Origin of the sequence: Actinoplanes sp. M2I2, from assembly GCF_023544445.1 — a bacterium.
Lineage (GTDB): Bacteria > Actinomycetota > Actinomycetes > Mycobacteriales > Micromonosporaceae > Actinoplanes.
Genome location: NZ_JALPVJ010000007.1, coordinates 151,258 through 168,069 on the forward strand (window position 1 = coordinate 151,258; position 16,812 = coordinate 168,069).

At 70.5% G+C, this 16,812-nt stretch carries 21 protein-coding genes; 5 read left to right on the plus strand and 16 right to left on the minus strand.

Features of this window, described 5'->3' with window-relative positions:
* Window positions 1-36 precede the first annotated feature (36 nt).
* Window positions 37-222: a DNA-binding protein gene (locus tag HJC40_RS15155; protein WP_215784742.1), complete on the minus strand. Its 186-nt coding sequence runs from the start codon at window positions 220-222 to the stop codon at window positions 37-39.
* Between the two features lie 1,242 nt (window positions 223-1,464).
* Here HJC40_RS15155 and HJC40_RS15160 point away from each other — a divergent pair.
* From HJC40_RS15160 to HJC40_RS15170, 3 genes are all read left to right on the plus strand, one after another.
* Window positions 1,465-1,671 carry a hypothetical protein gene (locus tag HJC40_RS15160; RefSeq protein WP_250001727.1) on the plus strand — a complete coding sequence of 69 codons (207 nt, stop codon included), beginning with the start codon at window positions 1,465-1,467 and terminating at the stop codon, window positions 1,669-1,671.
* Between the two features lie 1,041 nt (window positions 1,672-2,712).
* Window positions 2,713-3,303 (plus strand): hypothetical protein, encoded by a 591-nt coding sequence (locus HJC40_RS15165; RefSeq protein WP_250001728.1) that lies wholly within the window; start codon window positions 2,713-2,715, stop codon window positions 3,301-3,303.
* A gap of 242 nt (window positions 3,304-3,545) precedes the next feature.
* A complete protein-coding gene (locus HJC40_RS15170; protein WP_097318771.1) occupies window positions 3,546-3,950 on the plus strand; it encodes a winged helix-turn-helix domain-containing protein in 405 nt (134 codons plus the stop codon).
* Between the two features lie 660 nt (window positions 3,951-4,610).
* Here HJC40_RS15170 and HJC40_RS15175 read toward each other — a convergent pair.
* Both HJC40_RS15175 and HJC40_RS15180 read right to left on the minus strand, forming a co-directional pair.
* A complete protein-coding gene (locus HJC40_RS15175; protein WP_250001729.1) occupies window positions 4,611-5,075 on the minus strand; it encodes a pyridoxamine 5'-phosphate oxidase family protein in 465 nt (154 codons plus the stop codon).
* 40 nt (window positions 5,076-5,115) lie between these two features.
* Complete coding sequence (locus tag HJC40_RS15180) at window positions 5,116-5,616, minus strand: DUF6636 domain-containing protein (protein WP_250001730.1); 501 nt, start codon at window positions 5,614-5,616, stop codon at window positions 5,116-5,118.
* Between the two features lie 83 nt (window positions 5,617-5,699).
* Here HJC40_RS15180 and HJC40_RS15185 point away from each other — a divergent pair, with 83 nt between their 5' ends.
* Both HJC40_RS15185 and HJC40_RS15190 read left to right on the plus strand, forming a co-directional pair.
* On the plus strand, window positions 5,700-6,632 hold the full coding sequence (locus tag HJC40_RS15185; RefSeq protein ID WP_250001731.1) for a tyrosine recombinase XerC: 933 nt from the start codon (window positions 5,700-5,702) through the stop codon (window positions 6,630-6,632).
* Between the two features lie 17 nt (window positions 6,633-6,649).
* Window positions 6,650-7,837, plus strand: coding sequence for an aminotransferase class V-fold PLP-dependent enzyme (locus HJC40_RS15190; RefSeq protein ID WP_250001732.1), 1,188 nt, complete (start codon window positions 6,650-6,652; stop codon window positions 7,835-7,837).
* On the opposite strand, the gene HJC40_RS15195 is transcribed toward HJC40_RS15190, so the two are convergent.
* The 13 genes from HJC40_RS15195 to proS all read right to left on the minus strand — a co-directional run bounded on the left by HJC40_RS15195 (window position 7,825) and on the right by proS (window position 16,745).
* Window positions 7,825-8,271: a murein hydrolase activator EnvC gene (locus tag HJC40_RS15195; protein WP_374271845.1), complete on the minus strand. Its 447-nt coding sequence runs from the start codon at window positions 8,269-8,271 to the stop codon at window positions 7,825-7,827. The genes HJC40_RS15190 and HJC40_RS15195 overlap by 13 nt on opposite strands.
* 71 nt (window positions 8,272-8,342) lie before the next feature.
* Window positions 8,343-8,666, minus strand: coding sequence for a DUF2469 domain-containing protein (locus tag HJC40_RS15200; RefSeq protein ID WP_067505225.1), 324 nt, complete (start codon window positions 8,664-8,666; stop codon window positions 8,343-8,345).
* On the minus strand, window positions 8,663-9,514 hold the full coding sequence (locus HJC40_RS15205) for a ribonuclease HII (protein ID WP_250001733.1): 852 nt from the start codon (window positions 9,512-9,514) through the stop codon (window positions 8,663-8,665). Before HJC40_RS15205 ends, HJC40_RS15200 begins: the two co-directional genes overlap by 4 nt.
* Entirely contained in the window at window positions 9,514-9,960 is a 447-nt protein-coding gene (locus HJC40_RS15210) for an NUDIX hydrolase (protein WP_250001734.1), read from the minus strand. The genes HJC40_RS15205 and HJC40_RS15210 overlap by 1 nt, the downstream gene beginning before the upstream one ends.
* 43 nt (window positions 9,961-10,003) lie before the next feature.
* Complete coding sequence (gene lepB, locus HJC40_RS15215; RefSeq protein WP_250001735.1) at window positions 10,004-10,645, minus strand: signal peptidase I; 642 nt, start codon at window positions 10,643-10,645, stop codon at window positions 10,004-10,006.
* Window positions 10,642-11,535, minus strand: a complete 894-nt coding sequence (lepB, locus tag HJC40_RS15220) for a signal peptidase I (RefSeq protein ID WP_374271849.1) — start codon at window positions 11,533-11,535, stop codon at window positions 10,642-10,644. Before lepB (HJC40_RS15220) ends, lepB (HJC40_RS15215) begins: the two co-directional genes overlap by 4 nt.
* A 156-nt stretch (window positions 11,536-11,691) precedes the next feature.
* A complete protein-coding gene (gene rplS / locus HJC40_RS15225) occupies window positions 11,692-12,048 on the minus strand; it encodes a 50S ribosomal protein L19 (protein ID WP_250001736.1) in 357 nt (118 codons plus the stop codon).
* Window positions 12,049-12,171: 123 nt separating this feature from the next.
* A complete protein-coding gene (trmD, locus tag HJC40_RS15230) occupies window positions 12,172-12,930 on the minus strand; it encodes a tRNA (guanosine(37)-N1)-methyltransferase TrmD (RefSeq protein ID WP_250001737.1) in 759 nt (252 codons plus the stop codon).
* A complete protein-coding gene (gene rimM / locus HJC40_RS15235; protein WP_250001738.1) occupies window positions 12,931-13,494 on the minus strand; it encodes a ribosome maturation factor RimM in 564 nt (187 codons plus the stop codon).
* Between the two features lie 68 nt (window positions 13,495-13,562).
* Window positions 13,563-13,820, minus strand: a complete 258-nt coding sequence (locus HJC40_RS15240) for an RNA-binding protein (RefSeq protein WP_111651360.1) — start codon at window positions 13,818-13,820, stop codon at window positions 13,563-13,565.
* Complete coding sequence (rpsP, locus tag HJC40_RS15245) at window positions 13,798-14,313, minus strand: 30S ribosomal protein S16 (RefSeq protein ID WP_250001739.1); 516 nt, start codon at window positions 14,311-14,313, stop codon at window positions 13,798-13,800. The genes HJC40_RS15240 and rpsP overlap by 23 nt, the downstream gene beginning before the upstream one ends.
* A 339-nt stretch (window positions 14,314-14,652) precedes the next feature.
* Window positions 14,653-15,339, minus strand: coding sequence for a DUF402 domain-containing protein (locus tag HJC40_RS15250; protein ID WP_250001740.1), 687 nt, complete (start codon window positions 15,337-15,339; stop codon window positions 14,653-14,655).
* Complete coding sequence (gene proS / locus HJC40_RS15255; RefSeq protein ID WP_250001741.1) at window positions 15,339-16,745, minus strand: proline--tRNA ligase; 1,407 nt, start codon at window positions 16,743-16,745, stop codon at window positions 15,339-15,341. Before proS ends, HJC40_RS15250 begins: the two co-directional genes overlap by 1 nt.
* Window positions 16,746-16,812 lie beyond the last annotated feature (67 nt).

The window sequence follows — 16,812 nt, forward strand, 5'->3', positions numbered from 1 at the left end:
GCGCCCGTGGTACTGCGGGATCCGCGCCCCGCCCGCTCAGTCCTCGGAGTCGTCCAGGTCGCGGCGGTGCACCTTCATCCACGCCTCGACGTCGTCGGTCGCCCACACCTTGCCCTGGGCCAGGTCGGCGACCGGCTTGGGGAAGTCGGCGCGGCTGGTGATCTGGTACGCACGCTGCCGGCTCACCCCACCCAGACGGATGCGGATCTCGTGCGCCCCCATGAGCCGGATCGGTTTCGCTGCCACATGATCGACCGTAGGCGCGAGACTATTAGTCGAAGGCCAACTTGATAGGAGACAGCTAGTCGTATGTCATCTACACTATGCCCATGACTAGGCGTCGCCAGACTACCCCGCCCGTTCCAGTCGGACCGCATCACCGGCGGGTGTGGCGGTCACTCTGGCGCCGCTGCAGTTGCGGCCTCAGCGCTCCCTGCGTCGACGCGCTCGTCCCCGCTCCACCTCTCCCCTTTCCTCCCCGGGGTGGCGCGCCCCTTCCCTTGCCCCCGCGGGATGGCGAGCTCCTTCCCCTTTCCCCTCGGGGTGGCGAGTCCTTTGCCTTTCACCCTCGGGGTGGCCCGCCCCTTTCCTTTCCTCCCTGGAGTGCCGTCCCCCGCGCAGACCTTTCCCCGCCCTCACCCGCCCCCGCCGACGAAAGGAGGTACAGCCAGGACGAACGCCCGATGAGACCGGGCAGAGCAGGGAGCGATCCCACCTTCCTGTCACGCTGTTCGCCCGGCGGCTCCCACTCTCCACCTCGGAGATCCCAGAGGCCGCCGGGCGACAGTCCCGGCGATCAGAGATCACTCCCCGACAGGCGCGACCCGGCGCAGGCCCCGTCACCTACGCGCCGGGCCGAAGACAACGGGGGCGGTCGCCGCCTACGGACGCGGGGCGGCGGCCGAGCCACTCAGGTGCTGATGCACCGAGGCGAGCATGACGACATCTCGGTTCGTGTGGGGCCTTCACCTTGAGCGCCGCCTGTTGCCCAGCCACGTGGCTGGTTCGGCTTGGCAGGCCGCTCCTTCGCGGGTCGCTCTTTCGCAAGGTGCTGCTTCGCGGGGTGCTCTTTCGCGGGGTGCTACTCCGCGGGCTATTACTCCGCGGGGCTATCACTCCGCGCGCTGAGCGGTTGTCCGCCACACGGCGGAGGCATCGGCTCCGACGACGCGCTACGAGGCCACCGGTCCGGCGAACCGGTCCTAGACAGCGAACTGATTCCACACTCCCGCGACGGCGAACACCGACCGGACGACGTTCGCCATCTGGAAGCCGAATCCATGCGTCAGCCCGGTCGACCACCGCCCTTCAAGCCACGAGGTTGGCCGCCGAACGGCTCATTCGGCCACACCCGCCGGTCCCGCGCCCGACATGACGTCGCCGAGGGTTCGGCTCAGCTTTGCCGCTCCAACTGTTTGTCAGGTCGGTAGGCATACCGAACGAGTCTCAAAGAGGCGCAGCATCATGCGGTCACATCGCACCAGTTCCTCCCAGGGCGCCAGGTCCGGCGAACCGGCCCCGACAGGCGAGGCGACCGAGAAGCAGCTCGGCTACCCGGGTGGTTCACCCCGGGCCGCGATCCCCGACCGGACGGGGTTCAGCAGCGAGAAGAGCAACATTGCAGGCCGACCGGCGATGGCCTACCGCCGCATCAACCTGCATCACTGGTGAACCGCCCGTACCGCTTGGCCACACCGCTCGCGGAAATGGCCTGACGACCGCCGATCGTCCTGACGTGTCGCCTGATCAAAATCCTGAGCGGGGAACCGCCAGGGCAATCGGGCACCGGCTTGAGGCAGCCGGTGCCCGGAACGTCGTGCAGTGCCCGCAGAGCAGAAGGAAGTCACCGGCCGGCCCGAATGCCGTTGCGCAAGAGCGAGCTGACTGGCCAAGCCTTGTCCAGCACAGCCAGAGACACCGATCCGAAGGCTCAAAGCCGAACGCCGAGGCATCGGAAGTTGGGAGCCGATAACCCTCCGATGGCATAGAGCTCCGGTGGCGTCTGACCGGGTTGCCATTGCGGTCTCGTCGACGGGATTCGTGAAGTGCGTTCCCGGTCGGCGGCCAGAGGCGCCTGCCTTCGGCCGGCGTCGAGGACGAGGACAGGCAGGTCGGTTTGATAAGGCGCTGGCCGGACCGACCCGACCGAGCGAGACCAGGCCGAGCTGGGCCAGGCCGAGCCGAGCCAGGCCAGGCCGACTGGACCAAGCCGAGCTTGGCCGAGCTGGGCCGAGCCGAGCCCGGCTGGGATGAGCCGGGCTGGGCCGAGCAGAGCGGAGCTGGTCGGAGCCGGGCCGGACCGAGCTGGGCCGAGCCGAGCCGGACCGAGCCGGGCCGAGCCGAGCCGGACCGAGCCGGGCCGAGCCGAGCCGGACCGAGCCGGGCCGAGCCGAGCCGGACCGAGCCGGGCCGAGCCGAGCCGGACCGAGCTGGGCCGAGCCGAGCCGGACCGAGCTGGGCCGAGCCGAGCCGGACCGAGCTGGGCCGAGCCGAGCCGGACCGAGCTGGGCCGAGCCGAGCCGGACCGAGCCGGGCCGAGCCGAGCCGGACCGAGCTGAGCCGAGCCGAGCCGGACCGAGCTGGGCCGAGCCGAGCCGGACCGAGCTGGGCCGAGCTGGGCCGGGCTGGGCCGACCCGGACCGAGCTGGGCCGAGTCGAGCCGAGCCGTGCCAGGCGAGGCCAGACCGGACCGGCTGCCGGGAGTCGTCCTCCGTGGAACTCGACGACGTACCCGGCCTGTGCCCGGCGGACGACCGGCTGCTCGGCGGAACCGGAAGCGCCAATCGCCCGTCCCGGCGGGCCGTTCCTGGGGGAACCGACATGACCATCATTGAGCCACCGCCCGACTCACCCGAGCACTCGCCACGGGTGGGTGATTCATCCGGACGATCCGGAGCCGCCAAATCCGTCGGTGACGATGACCTGGCGGGCGCCAGCGCAACCCCACGCGAGAACCGGCCGGTTGAGCAGCGTTGGAGAGCCAAGGGATCGCAGCCGTCGGACCATCTGAACGACCGGCCCAGCTGGGACTGTGTCAGGTGTCGAGCGCCGTGGCCGTGTGCTTCGGCGCAGGACAGTCTGGTTGAGGAGTTCCGGGCGTTTCCGTCGGTGCTGACGATCTACATGACGGCTCAGATGTATGACGCCCTGAGTGATTTGGTGTCGACCGGGCAGATGGCGCCGGCTGATCTCTTCGAGCGGTTTCTCGCCTGGGCTCGGAGGGCCGCTGTGCATCCGGAAGGTGCGGGACGCTGCGACCTGGACGACGTCTCGACGATCACGCCGAAGCGGGTGATGACCTGACCTCCGGGACGCCTCGCCGCTCGATCGTGAGGAGGGGTTGGCACCGGCCTCGGGGAGCGGAAGAACGGGCGACGGCTGGGCCGTGCGCGGGGTGCTTTACGGCACCTCGTTGTGCGGCTTGACCGCCGCCCGTCCTGCCGCCCGATCAAGTCTCAGCCTTCTCAGTGCGGCAGAATCATCATACCTACATGGCTTCGTACGTACAATCCGATGGAGCATCGTGGTCACGTAGAATGGCACGCATGATCGATCCCTCGGCGGACCGGGCGGTCTTCCGCCAGCTGGCTGATTTGCTGCGCAACCAGATCGAGTCCGGGGAGCTGGGGCCCGGTGAGCCGCTGCCCAGCGAGCTGCGTCTCGCGCAGGAGTACGGCATCAGCCGCACCACCGTCCGCCAGGCGATCGGCCAGCTCCGCACCGAGGGGCTCGTGACCGTCGACCGGCCCCGGGGCACCTTCGTCCGCGTGCCCGAGCCGACCGAGCTCATCACGCTGGCCCGCGGCGAGCGCGCCGGCGCCCGCATGCCCACCGACGCGGAACGTCGCAAATACCGGCTCGGCGAGGGAGTCCCGGTCCTCGTGGTGACCGCCACCGACGGCACCGAGACCGTCCACCCCGCCGACCGCGTGCAACTCACCCGCCCGTAACCACAGGACCCGGCCACCAATCCTGCGCGGCACATCCGCTCGCCGGCGCCGGCGCCGGCCCGAGCCACCCACCACGCGCAGCCCACCACCCGCAGCCACCGCGTGATCCACCCGGGAAAGTCACTCACCCGTGAACCACCGCGGTGAGCCGATCCGCCTCCATGGACTCGAGTCCAGCCGGCTCCGCACCGGCCGCGACCAGCGCTCTGAGGCAGGGCTGGGCGTGACGTGACTGGGCCGGACGTGAAGTGGCTGGCGGGATGATTCGGCTGGGCTGTACGTGAAACGGCTGCGCCGGACATGAAGCGGCCGGGCCCGACATGAAACGGCTTGGCCACACGTGAAGCGGCCACGCCCCACCTGCCCCCGCTGCGCCCAACGTGAAGCGACCGCGCCGGACACGAAGCGGCTGCGCCCGACAAGAAGCGGCCCGGCCACACGTGAAGCGGCCACGCCCCACCTACCCCCGCTGCGCCCAACGTGAAGCGACCGCGCCGGACACGAAACGGCTGCGCCCGATAAGAAGCGGCCTGGCCAGACGTGAAGCGGCCACGCCCCACCTGCCCCGGCTGCGCCCAACGTGAAGTGGCCGCGCCGGGCGTGAGGTGGCTCAGCGGAAAGCCGGTGGGTGGGAAGCGGGACGGGCATGAGGAGGCTGCGTTACGTGCGGGTGCGGCGGGTGTGGCCGCGGCCGGTGTGCCAGGACTCGATCACCAGGTGGTCGGCGGGGACGCCCACATAGGTCAGCACGACCTCGTGGATGTCGATGCGGAACAGCCCGGCGTCCTCGCCGTGCGGCCAGTCGGCCGGGTGGGGCAGCTCGAGCACGACGCCGGCGAGTTTGGCGTCGCCGGGGCCGGACTCCGGGTTGTCGGCCGGCGGTTCGAGGGTGGGGGCGTGCATGGCGATGCGGGGATCGCGGCGCAGGTCTCGCAGTTTCATCGAGCCGGCCATCATGCCGAACGTCAGCTCGCCGTCCTGGAAGGCGGCCTCGGTCGCGCTGATGCGGGGAGAGCCGTCGCGCCGGAGGGTGGCGATCGTCTTGTTGGTGCCCGCGTCGAACAGTGCCTTCACCCGCTCGGCGAAGACCGGTGCTTCCTTCTCAATCTCATGCCAGCTGGCCATGCCGGGGACTTTAGGGCGGGGGTACGACAGAAACCGCGCCTCAGAAGATCGTGTAGCGGGACGAGGCGAGGGTGAAGCCGTGCCCGGTCTCGTCCTCGCACGTCAGCCCGGCGTCCGCGCTCTCGCAGCGTACGGTTCCGGCGCGCAGGGCCTGGCCGTACTCGAGGGTCGTGTCGGAGGTGCCCACCAGGGTGTCGCCCGCGCAGGTGAACGTGGCCCGGCCGCCGGTGATCGCCAGGCCGTTCCCCCAGGCGAGCTCGCAGTCGGCCGGCTTGGCCGGGGCCTTCCACGACTTGCGCACGATGTCGCACCGCACCTCGGACGGCTTCAGCAGGCACGCGATGTTCTGCGAGGGGGTGCGGAACATCGCCTCGTCGACCTCGGCCGCCGGGACGGGCTCGGCTGCCGGGCCGCCGAAGCCGACTTTGGCCGAGGGCAGGGCCGAAGGTGTCCGCGGCTTCGGGTCGTCGCCGGACGGCGTACAGCTGGAGAGTGCGCCCAACAGGGCCAGGGCGAGAACGCCGCGGATCATCGGTGCCATGGTGAGCCGTAGTTTAGGAAGGCCGGGCAAGACGCGCGCGTGGCCCCTTGACGATCAGGCTCGGAACGAAGACTGTCGACCTGATGGGTACGCGGGAACTGCATGAGCGACTGCCGCCGGCGCTACGCGAGGCGGTGGACGACTTCGGCCGCCACCTGGCCCAGGTCGACAACCGGTCGGCGCTGACCGTCCGCGCCTATGTCAGCGACGTCATCTCGTTGCTCGACCACGCCGCCGACTCGGGTGCCGGCACGCCGGCCGAGATCGACCTCGTGGTGCTGCGCAGCTGGCTGGCCGTCCGCATGCGGCAGGGCGCGGCCCGCGCCTCGCAGGCGCGCCGGGCCGCGGCCGCGCGCGCCTTCACCGCGTGGCTGTTCCGCGAGGGCCGCACCACCTCCGATCCGGGCGCGCACCTCTCCAGCCCGAAGGCCCACCGCACCCTGCCCACCGTGCTGCGGGCCGACCAGGCCGCGACGTTGGTCGAGGGGCCGGCGGCGACCGGCCCGGACGAGCCGGACGGCCTCCGCGATCGGGCCGTGCTGGAGTTGCTCTACGCCACCGGGGTCCGGGTCAGCGAGCTGTGCGGGATCGACCGCGCGGATCTCGACGAGGCGCGCCGGGTCGTCCGCGTCTTCGGCAAGGGCGCCAAGGAACGGGCCGTTCCCTATGGTCTGCCCGCCCGGCGGGCGCTCGACGCCTGGCTGCGTCACGGGCGGCCACAGTTCGCGGGCCCGGCCAGTGGTGACGCGCTGTTTCTCGGCGTGAAGGGCGGTCGCCTGCAGCAGACGGTGGTGCGCCGCATCGTGGACGCCGCCGCGCGGGCCACCGGGCTTCCGCACACCAAGCCGCACGACCTGCGGCACTCGGCGGCCACCCACCTGCTCGACGGCGGCGCCGACCTGCGGGCCGTGCAGGACTTGCTGGGGCACGCCTCGTTGTCGAGCACGCAGATCTACACGCACGTGTCCACCGAGCGCTTGCGAGCGGCTTTCAAACAGGCGCACCCCCGGGCCTGACCCCGTACGATCGAAATGTGAGCGCCCCCGAACCGCCCGTGACTCTCCCCGGCGCCCGCCTCCTCTTCTCGATCGATCCCGGCGTGTCCTATCTCAACCACGGCGCGTTCGGCGCGGTGCCGATCGGGGTGCAGCGCGCTCAGCAGCGCCTCCGTGACGAGATCGAGTCGAACCCGCTGCGGTTCTTTGCCCAGGGTCTGAGCGACCGGGTCATCCACACGCGACGCCACCTTGCCTCCTTTCTGGGCGCCGACCCCGAGCTCAGCGCCCTGGTGCCGAACACGACGACCGCCGTGGCGCTGGTGCTCAACTCGGTGCGGCTCGAGTCGGCCGACGAGGTGTTGCTGACCGATCACAGCTACGGCGCGGTGGCGCTGGCCGCCCGTCGCCGCTGCCGCCGGGCGGGTGCCACCGTGCGGACGGTCGCGCTGCCGATGCCCGCCTCCGACGCCGAGCTGGTCAGCCGGGTGCGTACCGCCCTGCGGCCGGGCCGCACCAAGCTGCTGATCATCGACCAGCTCTCGTCGGCGACGGCGATGGCCCTGCCGGTACGGGAGATCGTCGCGGCCGCCCAGAAGCACGACATCCCGGTGCTGGTCGACGCGGCGCACGTGCCCGGCATGCTGCCCGTCGACGTGGCCTCGATCCGGGCCGATTTCTGGGTCGGCAACCTGCACAAGTGGGCGTTCGCCCCGCGGGGCACCGCCCTGCTGTCGGTAGCTGCGCAGTGGCGTCGCCGGATGGAGCCGCTGATCGTCTCGTGGGATCAGGATCAGGGTTACCCGCACGCCGTGGAGTCGCAGGGCACGCTCGATTACACACCCTGGCTCGCCGCCCCGGCCGGCCTTTTCACGTTGCGCTCGCTCGGCTGGGACGACGTGCGGGCGCACAACGCCGCCCTCGCCGCGTACGGGCAGTGGGTGGTGGCCGAGGCGCTGGAGGTGCCCGGCGACGATCTGCCCCAGCCGGCCGACCCGGACGTGTCGATGCGGGTCGTGCCGCTGCCGGCCGGCCTGGCCACCACGGTCCCCGAGGCGCGGGCGCTGCGCCAGCACATCGCCGACAAGCTGGCCGTCGAGACCGCGGTGAACGCCTGGGGCGGCCGTGGCCTGCTGCGGTTGAGCGCCCAGGTCTACAACCGCGCGGACGAATACGACCGCTTGGCCGAGCGTCTGCCCGCGTTGCTGCACGACTATCGCGCCTGATCGATCGGCAGCAGCCGCACCCGGCCCAGGCCGAGCAGGACGAGCGGGTCGAGGTAGAGCGAGCCCCGGCGCAGTCCCCAGTGCAGGCAGGCCGCGGCGGCACAGCCGGGATGACCGGTCTCGAGCCGGCCGAGCGGAGCACCACGCGGGACGACGTCGCCGGCCGCGACCACCGGGGTCACCGGCTCGTAGGTGGTGCGCAACCCGCCGGCGTGGGCGACGCTCACGACGCCGCGCCCGGCGACCGGACCCGCGAAGAGCACCGTGCCGGCGCCGGCCGACCGGACCACGGCCGACGGCGGCCCGGCGATGTCGACGCCCCGGTGACCCGGCAGCCACGGCCGGGCGGGCGGGTCGAAGGGGCGGACGACCGAGGGCGGCGCGACCGGCCACCCGAAGGAAGCGACAACCAGCAGGATCAGCAGACGAAGCATGCCGACAACCTGCCGGACCGGGAGCCGCCGTGACGGGCCTGTGGAAAACTACGGCACGCCGGCGCCGGGGATCAGCCCCCGAAGCCGGGCTCGTCGGGCAGCGAGATGTCCGGCTTCTCGAGCTCCTCGACGTTGACGTCCTTGAACGTCATCACCCGCACGTTCTTGACGAACCGAGCCGGCCGGTACATGTCCCAGACCCAGGCGTCGTGCATCTCGACCTCGAAATACACCTCGCCGTCGGAGTTGCGCACGTGCAGGTCGACCTGGTTGGCCAGGTAGAACCGGCGCTCCGTCTCCACCACGTAGGAGAACTGTCGGACGATGTCGCGGTACTCCCGGTAGAGCTGCAGCTCCATCTCGGTCTCGTACTTCTCGAGATCCTCTGCGCTCATCGCTTCTCGCCCTCCATGGCCTCATCTTCCCCCACCGACGGCGACGGCTGAGGCTGGTCGTCCGACGCCACGCCGACGGTACTCCCAGGGGTCTCCGGTAGCACCACAGACGCGGTGGCGGATGCGTCAAACAGTACTGGTTGGGCCGCCTCCGGTGACACACGCGGCACCGGTCGGCGAGCCCGTGGCGGACGGTTGCCGCGTCCCGAGACGGCGGCGACGTTCACGTACGAGAATCTGTGCTCGGCGCAGGGGCCGTGCTGCTTCAACGCGGCGCTGTGCTCGTCGGTGATGTAGCCCTTGTGCACGGCGAAACCGTACGCGGGGAACTGGCCGTCCATCTCGACCATGATGCGATCCCGGGTGACCTTGGCGAGCACGCTGGCCGCGGCCACGCAGGCGGCCACCCGGTCGCCCTTCCACACGGCCAGCCCGGGCACGCCCAGCCCGTCGACCGGGAAGCCGTCGGTCAGCACATAGTCGGGACGGGTGGTCAGCGAGGCCAGGGCGCGGCGCATGGCGGCCAGGTTGCACACGTGCAGCCCGCGCGCGTCGACCTCGGTGGCCGGCACGATCACCACCGACCAGGCCAGCGCCCGCGCGACGACCTGGTCGTAGACGCGCTCGCGGGCGGCCGGGGTGAGCAGCTTGGAGTCGGCCAGCTCGTCGATCTCGCCGCGCTTGCCCTCGGGCAGCAAGGCCGCGGCGGCCACGAGCGGACCGGCACAGGCCCCTCGGCCGGCCTCGTCGGCACCGGCCACGTGCCGGAAGCCACGGCGTTGCAGGGCGCGCTCGAGGGCATAGAGGCCGCCCTCGCGGCGGACCACGGTGCGAGGTGGGGCCAGCATCAGGACATCCGCCGCAGCAGGCCGGGAAGCTCGACCGGGTAGACGGACTCGGCCGACGCCTCGATCTCGTCGGCCGACCACCATCGGTGGGCGGTGATGGTCGCCTTCTCCTCGGCGTCCATGCCGGCGGTGTCGACCTGCCAGCCGGGCACCCGCAACACGAAGAACTCCTGCTCCTGGCTGTATCGGCGGCCGCCGTAGCTGAACTCGGTCAGCTCCTGGTGAAAGGACTCGCCCAGGGCGTCGGGGTCGACCCGCAGGCCGACCTCCTCGAAGAGCTCGCGGGCAGCGCCCTGGGCGGCCGACTCCCCGGGCTCCAGGCCGCCGCCGGGGGTGAACCACCACGTGGTGCCGGGACGGGCCGGATCGCTGCCCTGCAGGAGCAGGGCGCGCCCGGCCGGGTCGACCAGCAGCACGCGGGCGGCGCGGCGTTCGACAACGGTCACGCGACCAGCCTATTGCGCCGACGGTGGATCTTACGAGCGGGTGTTACTTGGCGTCCGGGATCTTGCTGTAGCTGTCCGGCACCGTCAGCCACGTGGCCCGGCCGACCGGCCAGAACACCGTGAAGGCCCGGCCGACGACCGAGTCCTCGCTGATGGTCGCCTCCTGGACGTTGCTGTCGCTGTCGTTGTAGTGCTCGAGGGAGTCACCGGAGGCCGAACGGTGGTCGCCCATCACCCAGAGGCGGCCCTCGGGCACGGTGACCTCGAAGTCGCGGTCGGCCGGGTCGTCCTGCTGGCCGTCCTCGCCCCGGTAGATGTACGGCTCGTCGAGCACCACGCCGTTGATCTCGAGCTTGCCGACGCTGGTCTTGTAGGAGATGGTGTCGCCCGGGACGCCGATGATGCGCTTGATGAAGTCCTCGCCCTCGGTGCCCGGCTGCCATGCGGCGGGCGCCTCGAAGACGATGATCTCGCCGCGGTGGGGCTCGCGGAAGTCGTAGACCAGCTTGTTGACGAGGACGCGGTCGAGCACGTTGAGCGTGTGCTCCATGGACGGCGACGGGATGTAGAACGTCTGCAGCACGAAGGCTCGCACCAGCACGGCCACCAGGACCGCCACGCCCAGAAGGATCGGAAGCTCACGCCAGAACGAACTGCGCCGCTTTTCCGTCTGCTCGTCAATCACGAGGGGAGCCTACGTCGCCGTGTCACGAACGGCAGTCCGGAACGCGCGGATAACGCCGCAGTTAACAGAAACGGGAAGGCGACGATCTCGGTGGCCGGCGACTCCTGGCGCACCGGCACGGTGCCCTCGGCGGCCGCCGTCGGTTGGCCGGCGGCGAACGCCTTCCACTCGTCGGGCACGGACAGGCTGGTGAAGCGGTTGCTCGGCCACACGATGACGAAGGCCCGCCCGATGATGTTGCTGATCGGCACCGGCCCCTGGCAGCGCGCGTCCTGGGAGATCGCGCGGTGGTCGCCCATGACGAACATCTCACCAGCCGGGACGATCACCTCGGTGAAGCGCCGGCTCGTGCACTGGTTGGGGTTGGGCGGCTGGTTCAGGTCGGAGTTGAAACCGTCGGCGATGTACGACTCGTCGACGGCCACGCCGTTCACCGTGATGCGGCCCTTGGCGTCGCAGCAGGCCACCTTGTCACCCGGAAGCCCGATCACCCGTTTGATGAAGTCGCGCTCCCCCGGGCGGCCGGCCCCGACGAGGTCGCCGATCGTGCGCCCGAGTTTGGCCGCGAACGTGTTGCTGACCGGCTCGGTGACCTCGGGCGTCCAGTTCTCGTCGCCCCGGAACACCACGATCTCGCCGCGCACCGGGTCGCGCATGTCGTAGATGACCTTGTTGACCAGCACCCTGTCCTTGACGAGCAGGGTGTTCTCCATCGACCCGCTGGGGATGTAGAACGCCTGCACCAGGAACGTGCGGATCAGCACGGCCAGGCAGAACGCCACCACCAGCAGGAGCGGAAGCTCCTGCCAGAGCGGCATCTCTTTCCGCCGCACCATCGATCGCCGCCGAGAGGCCGGGCCGTAGCCCTCCATCGGTTCCACGCTTCGCATCTCCCGCCGCCGACCGGCCGAACCACCCCGGATACAGCACTACCGCCCGGATGGCTCCCCTCGCGGGGACTTACGGGCGGTAGTACTGGAAGGGTTCACACTGATCCCATCCGGCACACGGCAACAGTAGTGCGCGGGTGCTCGAATCGATGAGGATCAGACGGTCTGCTTCTCCCGAAGCTCCTTGATCTTGGCCTTCTTGCCCCGCAGCTCGCGCAGGTAGTAGAGCTTGGCGCGACGGACGTCACCGCGGCTCACGACCTCGATCCGGTCGATCGCCGGGCTGTTGAGCGGGTAGGTCCGCTCGACACCGACGGCGAAACTGATCTTCCGGACCTTGAAGGTCTCCCGGAGGCCGGCGCCCTGCCGGGCGATCACGACGCCCTGGAAGATCTGGACGCGGGAACGGTTACCTTCGACGACTCGGGCGTACACCTTGACGGTGTCGCCGGCCCGGAAATCCGGAATGTCGGTGCGCTGCGACTGGGCGTCGAGAGCGTCCAGCGTGTTCATCGCTGCATCCTCGTTTTGTAAGCACACCGGGAGTTCGGTGCGCGGCTGGGTACTTCTGACTCCCCGCCACTTCTGGGAATCCTCGACTTCGCTCCGCGGCGCGAGGCGAAATCGGCAACCTCACTACTTTGCCACAGAGGGAGGCGTGATCGTAAATCCACCCTCGTCGAGGGCCTTTCTGTCGGCTTTGCCCAGGTGGTCGGCGGGATACCGGGCCATCAGGTCCGGCCGCCGGGAGGCGGTCCGCAACAGACTCTGGTCGCGTCGCCAGCGGGCTATCCGCCCGTGGTCGCCCGAGCGCAGGATGTCGGGCACCTCGCGGTCGCGCCACGACGCCGGCTTGGTGTAGACGGGCGCCTCGAGCAGCCCGGCCGCGTGCGACTCCTCGGTCAGCGAGTCGGCGTTGCCGAGCACCCCGGGCAGCAGCCGGACGATCGCTTCCATGATCACGATGACCGCGACCTCGCCCCCGAAGAGCACGTAGTCCCCGAGCGACACCTCCCGCACCGGCATCCGGGACGCGGCGTCGTCGATCACCCGCTGGTCGATCCCCTCGTACCGGCCGCAGGCGAAGATCAGATGGTCGAGCCCGGCCAGCTCGTGCGCGTCGGCCTGGGTGAAGGGCTTCCCCACCGGCGACGGCACGATCAGCGTGCCCGCCCCGGCCGCGTCGAGCGCCTGCCCCCACGGCTCCGGCCGCATCACCATGCCCGGACCACCGCCGTACGGGGTGTCGTCCACCGTGCGATGCACGTCCGAGGTCCAGGTGCGCAGGTCGTGCACGGCCACGTCGAGCAGGCCGGTCGTCCGCGCCTTGCCGATCAGCGAGAGCTCGAGCGGGGCGAAGTACTCCGGGAAGATCGAGATGATGTCGACGCGCATCTAGAGGTCCAGCAGACCCTCGGGCAGATTCACGACGATCCTGCCCGCGGCCAGGTCCACGGCCGGGACGATGGCGCTCACGAACGGGATCAACGCCGTCCCGCCGCCGGTCTTGGCCAGCACGATCAGGTCGGACGACGGAGCGTGCTCGATGCGCTGCACCTCGCCGTGGACGGTGCCGTCGGCCGACTCGACCCGCAGGCCGACCAGCTGGTGGTCGTGGAACTCGTCGGGGTCGTCCGGCGGCGTCAGCACGTCGCTGTCGACCTGCAGGAACACGCCGCGCAGCTCCTCGGCGAGGTTGCGGTCGTAGATGTTCTCGAACTGGGCGATGCCGCGGCCCTGATGCCAGCGGATCGACTCGAGCACGAGCTGCTTGGGCACGTCGAAACGGACACCGGAATCGACCGCCGGGCCGGTGCTCACCCGGCGGTCCCGGGGGACCTCCGTGACGAACACCGACCCGGGGACGAAACGATCTTCCGGTTCGTCGGTCCGCACGACCACCGAGACCTCGCCCCGGATGCCGTGCGGTTTGCCGATCTGACCGACTACGAGGAGCACTCGAACTTCCTTTGCATGACGACGAAGCCGTACGGGTGCGCTACGGCGAAGCCGTCCGGAAGCTCGGGTCAGTACGCGTCGACGATGTCGACGCGGATGCCGCGCCCACCGATCGACCCGATGACCTGCCGCAGGGCCTTGGCCGTACGCCCGCCGCGCCCGATGACCGTACCCAGGTCCTCCGGGTGCACGCGAACCTCGAGCCGCTTGCCGCGACGCGAGTCGACCAGCCGGACCCGGACGTCGTCCGGGTTGTCGACGATGCCCTTGACGAGGTGCTCCAGCGCCGGCCGGAGCGCCCCGTCAGCTTGCGTCGGCGCCGGCACCGGCCGGGTCCTCTGCGGTCTCGGCGACAGCCTCGCGGTTGGGCTCGGCCGGGTCGACAGCCTTCGTCTGCTCCGGCTTGGCCGCGGCGGCCTCGGGAGCAGCAGCCGCCTTCTTGGCCGGCTTGGTCGACTTGGCCGGGGTGTCGGCGACACCGGCGGCCGACTTGGCCTCGGCCTCGTACACCTCGGTGCGGCTCTGCTTCGGCTCCGCGACCAGCAGCGGCGGCGGGGCCGGGAGGCCCTTGAACTGCTGCCAGTCACCGGTCTTCTCGAGCAGACGCTGCACGGCCTCGCTCGGCTGCGCGCCGACCGAGAGCCAGTACTGCACACGCTCGGACTTGACCTGGATGATCGAGGGGTGTTCCTTCGGCTGGTAGATGCCGACGTACTCGATGGCGCGGCCGTCGCGCTTGGTGCGCGAGTCGGCGACGACGATGCGGTACTGCGGGTTGCGGATCTTGCCCATCCGCAGGAGCCGGATCTTAACGGCCACGGTTCTCTTCGCTCCTGAATGACTGCGAGGTTGAGCCGTCGACACCCACGTGGGGACATGAGGGTCGATGTCTCATGGACTGGCTACGCAGAGGGGTTAGAGGGCGCCTCACGCGAGCCGGATACCAGGGGACCATTCTGCCAGATCAGATGGGGTGACTCCCAATCGGCCCGGGAAAAGCTCCTATGAAGGTCAACAACGGGATGTCGTAGCGGGGTGGGGGGTGCTGACCGTCACTCCCGTCGAGGGCCGCGGCGCGGCGAGCAGGGCGCCGGCGCGCCCAGAACGCTCACCCCGCCACGGCGACGTGCGTGAGTGGGCGCGCCCGAAGATCAAGACCTAGACGCGCGCGACCACCGGGCGGTCCCAGCCCGCGGGCAGGGCGGTCGGGACCGGCCAGGACGGGTCGGGACGGAAGTCGGTCCAGGTGCCGTCGAAGGGGAACTCGGCCGCCTCGATCAGCTTGATGACGCGATGCCCCTCGGCCCACACCGCCGCCTCGTCGGGCACCCAGTAGAGATCCGGGCGGGCCAGCCGCTCGGCGAACTCGTCCTCGTCCTTCCACTCCCAGCGCAGAGCCGGGCGGCCGGCGTCGTCCGGATCGGGGTCCGGGTAGGCGACGATGTCGAGGTCCTGGTCGATGACGTCGATGCCGGCCAGGGAGCCGTCGTCCCAGCGGACGGCGGTCTCCTCGAGGTTGACGTAGTAGTTCTTGAAGGCGTCGTCCTCGGTGCGGAACAACCAGACCGAGTGGTCGGCCCCGGCCGGGAAGAACCGCAGCACACCGGGGCCGTGCCAGGTCGTGAGCGACATCTGCTTGGGCGCGGCGGCCCAGGCCACGAATGACGGCATGTCGCGCGGGCCCCGCCCGTCGGGCGTGGTCTCGATCGCCGCCGCCGAGCCGCGGGCCAGCCAGAGCAGCAGCCCGCGGTCGTCGTCGGCGACCACCCGCGCGTGGTGCACGAAGCCGAGTCGGCCGTGGTGCGTGTCCCGGTGCAGGACGAGCCGGCCGGGCTCGAAGCGCATCAGTACGAGCGCGCCAGGACGGCGACCAGACCCGGCTCGTCGTCGGAGTCCGGCATCGTGCCGTCGGGGCGGGTCAGGCAGCGGACCGTGACGGCCTTGCCGTTCGCCTCCTTCTCACCCTGCTCGCCGACCGCCGACCAGGGCACCTGGGCCCAGCCGGTCTGCGCCGCCTCGATCGCCTCGCCCAGCGTCTTGACCTCGACCGTGTTGGCCGCGCGGAACGCGACCGCCTCGTCGTACAGACGCTGCTGGTCGGCCTTGAGCGCGCCGGTCACCGCGTCGATCACCTCGGCCAGCGGGGTCGGGGTCTTGGAGCCGTCGACCCGGCGGGCGATCGTGACGCTGCCGTTGGCCAGATCACGCGGCCCGACCTCGATGCGGATCGGCACGCCCTTGAGCTCGGCGTCGACGGCCCGGCGACCGAACGGGATGTCGGCCCGGTCGTCGAGCTTCACCCGTACGCCAGCGGTCTTGAGCTCGTCGCGCAGCCGGGCGGCCGCCTCGACGACGCCCTCGCCGGCCTTGACCACCATGACCTGCACCTGGATCGGCGCGAGCCGGGGCGGCAGCCGCAGACCGTTGTCGTCGCCGTGCACCATGATCAGGCCGCCCATCATGCGGGTGGACGTGCCCCACGAGGTGGTCCAGGCGTGCTCGACCGTGCCCGCGGCCGACGAGTACGTGATGTCGAACGCCTTGGCGAAGTTCTGGCCCAGCTCGTGCGACGTGCCCATCTGCAGCGCCTTGGTGTCGCCCATCATGGCCTCGACGGTCATGGTGTTGGTCGCGCCGGCGAACCGCTCGCCCTTGGTCTTGCGGCCGGGCACGACCGGGATGGCCAGCAGCTCCTCCATGAACGCCTGGTAGACGTTCTTGTGGATGTTGCGGGCGTGCTCGCGGGCGAGGGCCTCGGTGGCGTGCGCGTCGTGGCCCTCCTGCCAGAGGAACTCGGTCGTCCGCAGGAACGTGCGCGGGCGCAGCTCCCACCGCACGACGTTGGCCCACTGGTTGAGCAGCAGCGGCAGGTCACGGTACGAGTCGACCCACTTGGCCATGAACTCGCCGATCACGGTCTCGCTGGTCGGCCGGACGACCAGCGGCTCGGCCAGCTGCTTGCCCCCCGCGTGGGTGACCACCGCGAGCTCGGGCGAGAAGCCCTCGACGTGGTCGGCCTCACGGCGCAGGTAGCTCTCGGGGATGAACAGCGGGAAGTAGGCGTTCTGCACGCCCTCTTCCTTGATGCGCAGGTCCATGTCGGCCTGCATGCGCTCCCAGATGGCCCAGCCGGTCGGCCGGATCACCATCGTGCCGCGCACCGGGCCGTTGTCGGCCAGCTGCGCCTTGGCGATCAGATCCTGGTACCAGCGGGGAAAGTCTTCCGCACGGGGAGTGAGCACACGGGCCATGAGGCGACATCCTAGTCGTGTCCCCCGCGCAACCCGTCCGGCGGGCAAGGCGTGTCCTAGGGGGAAG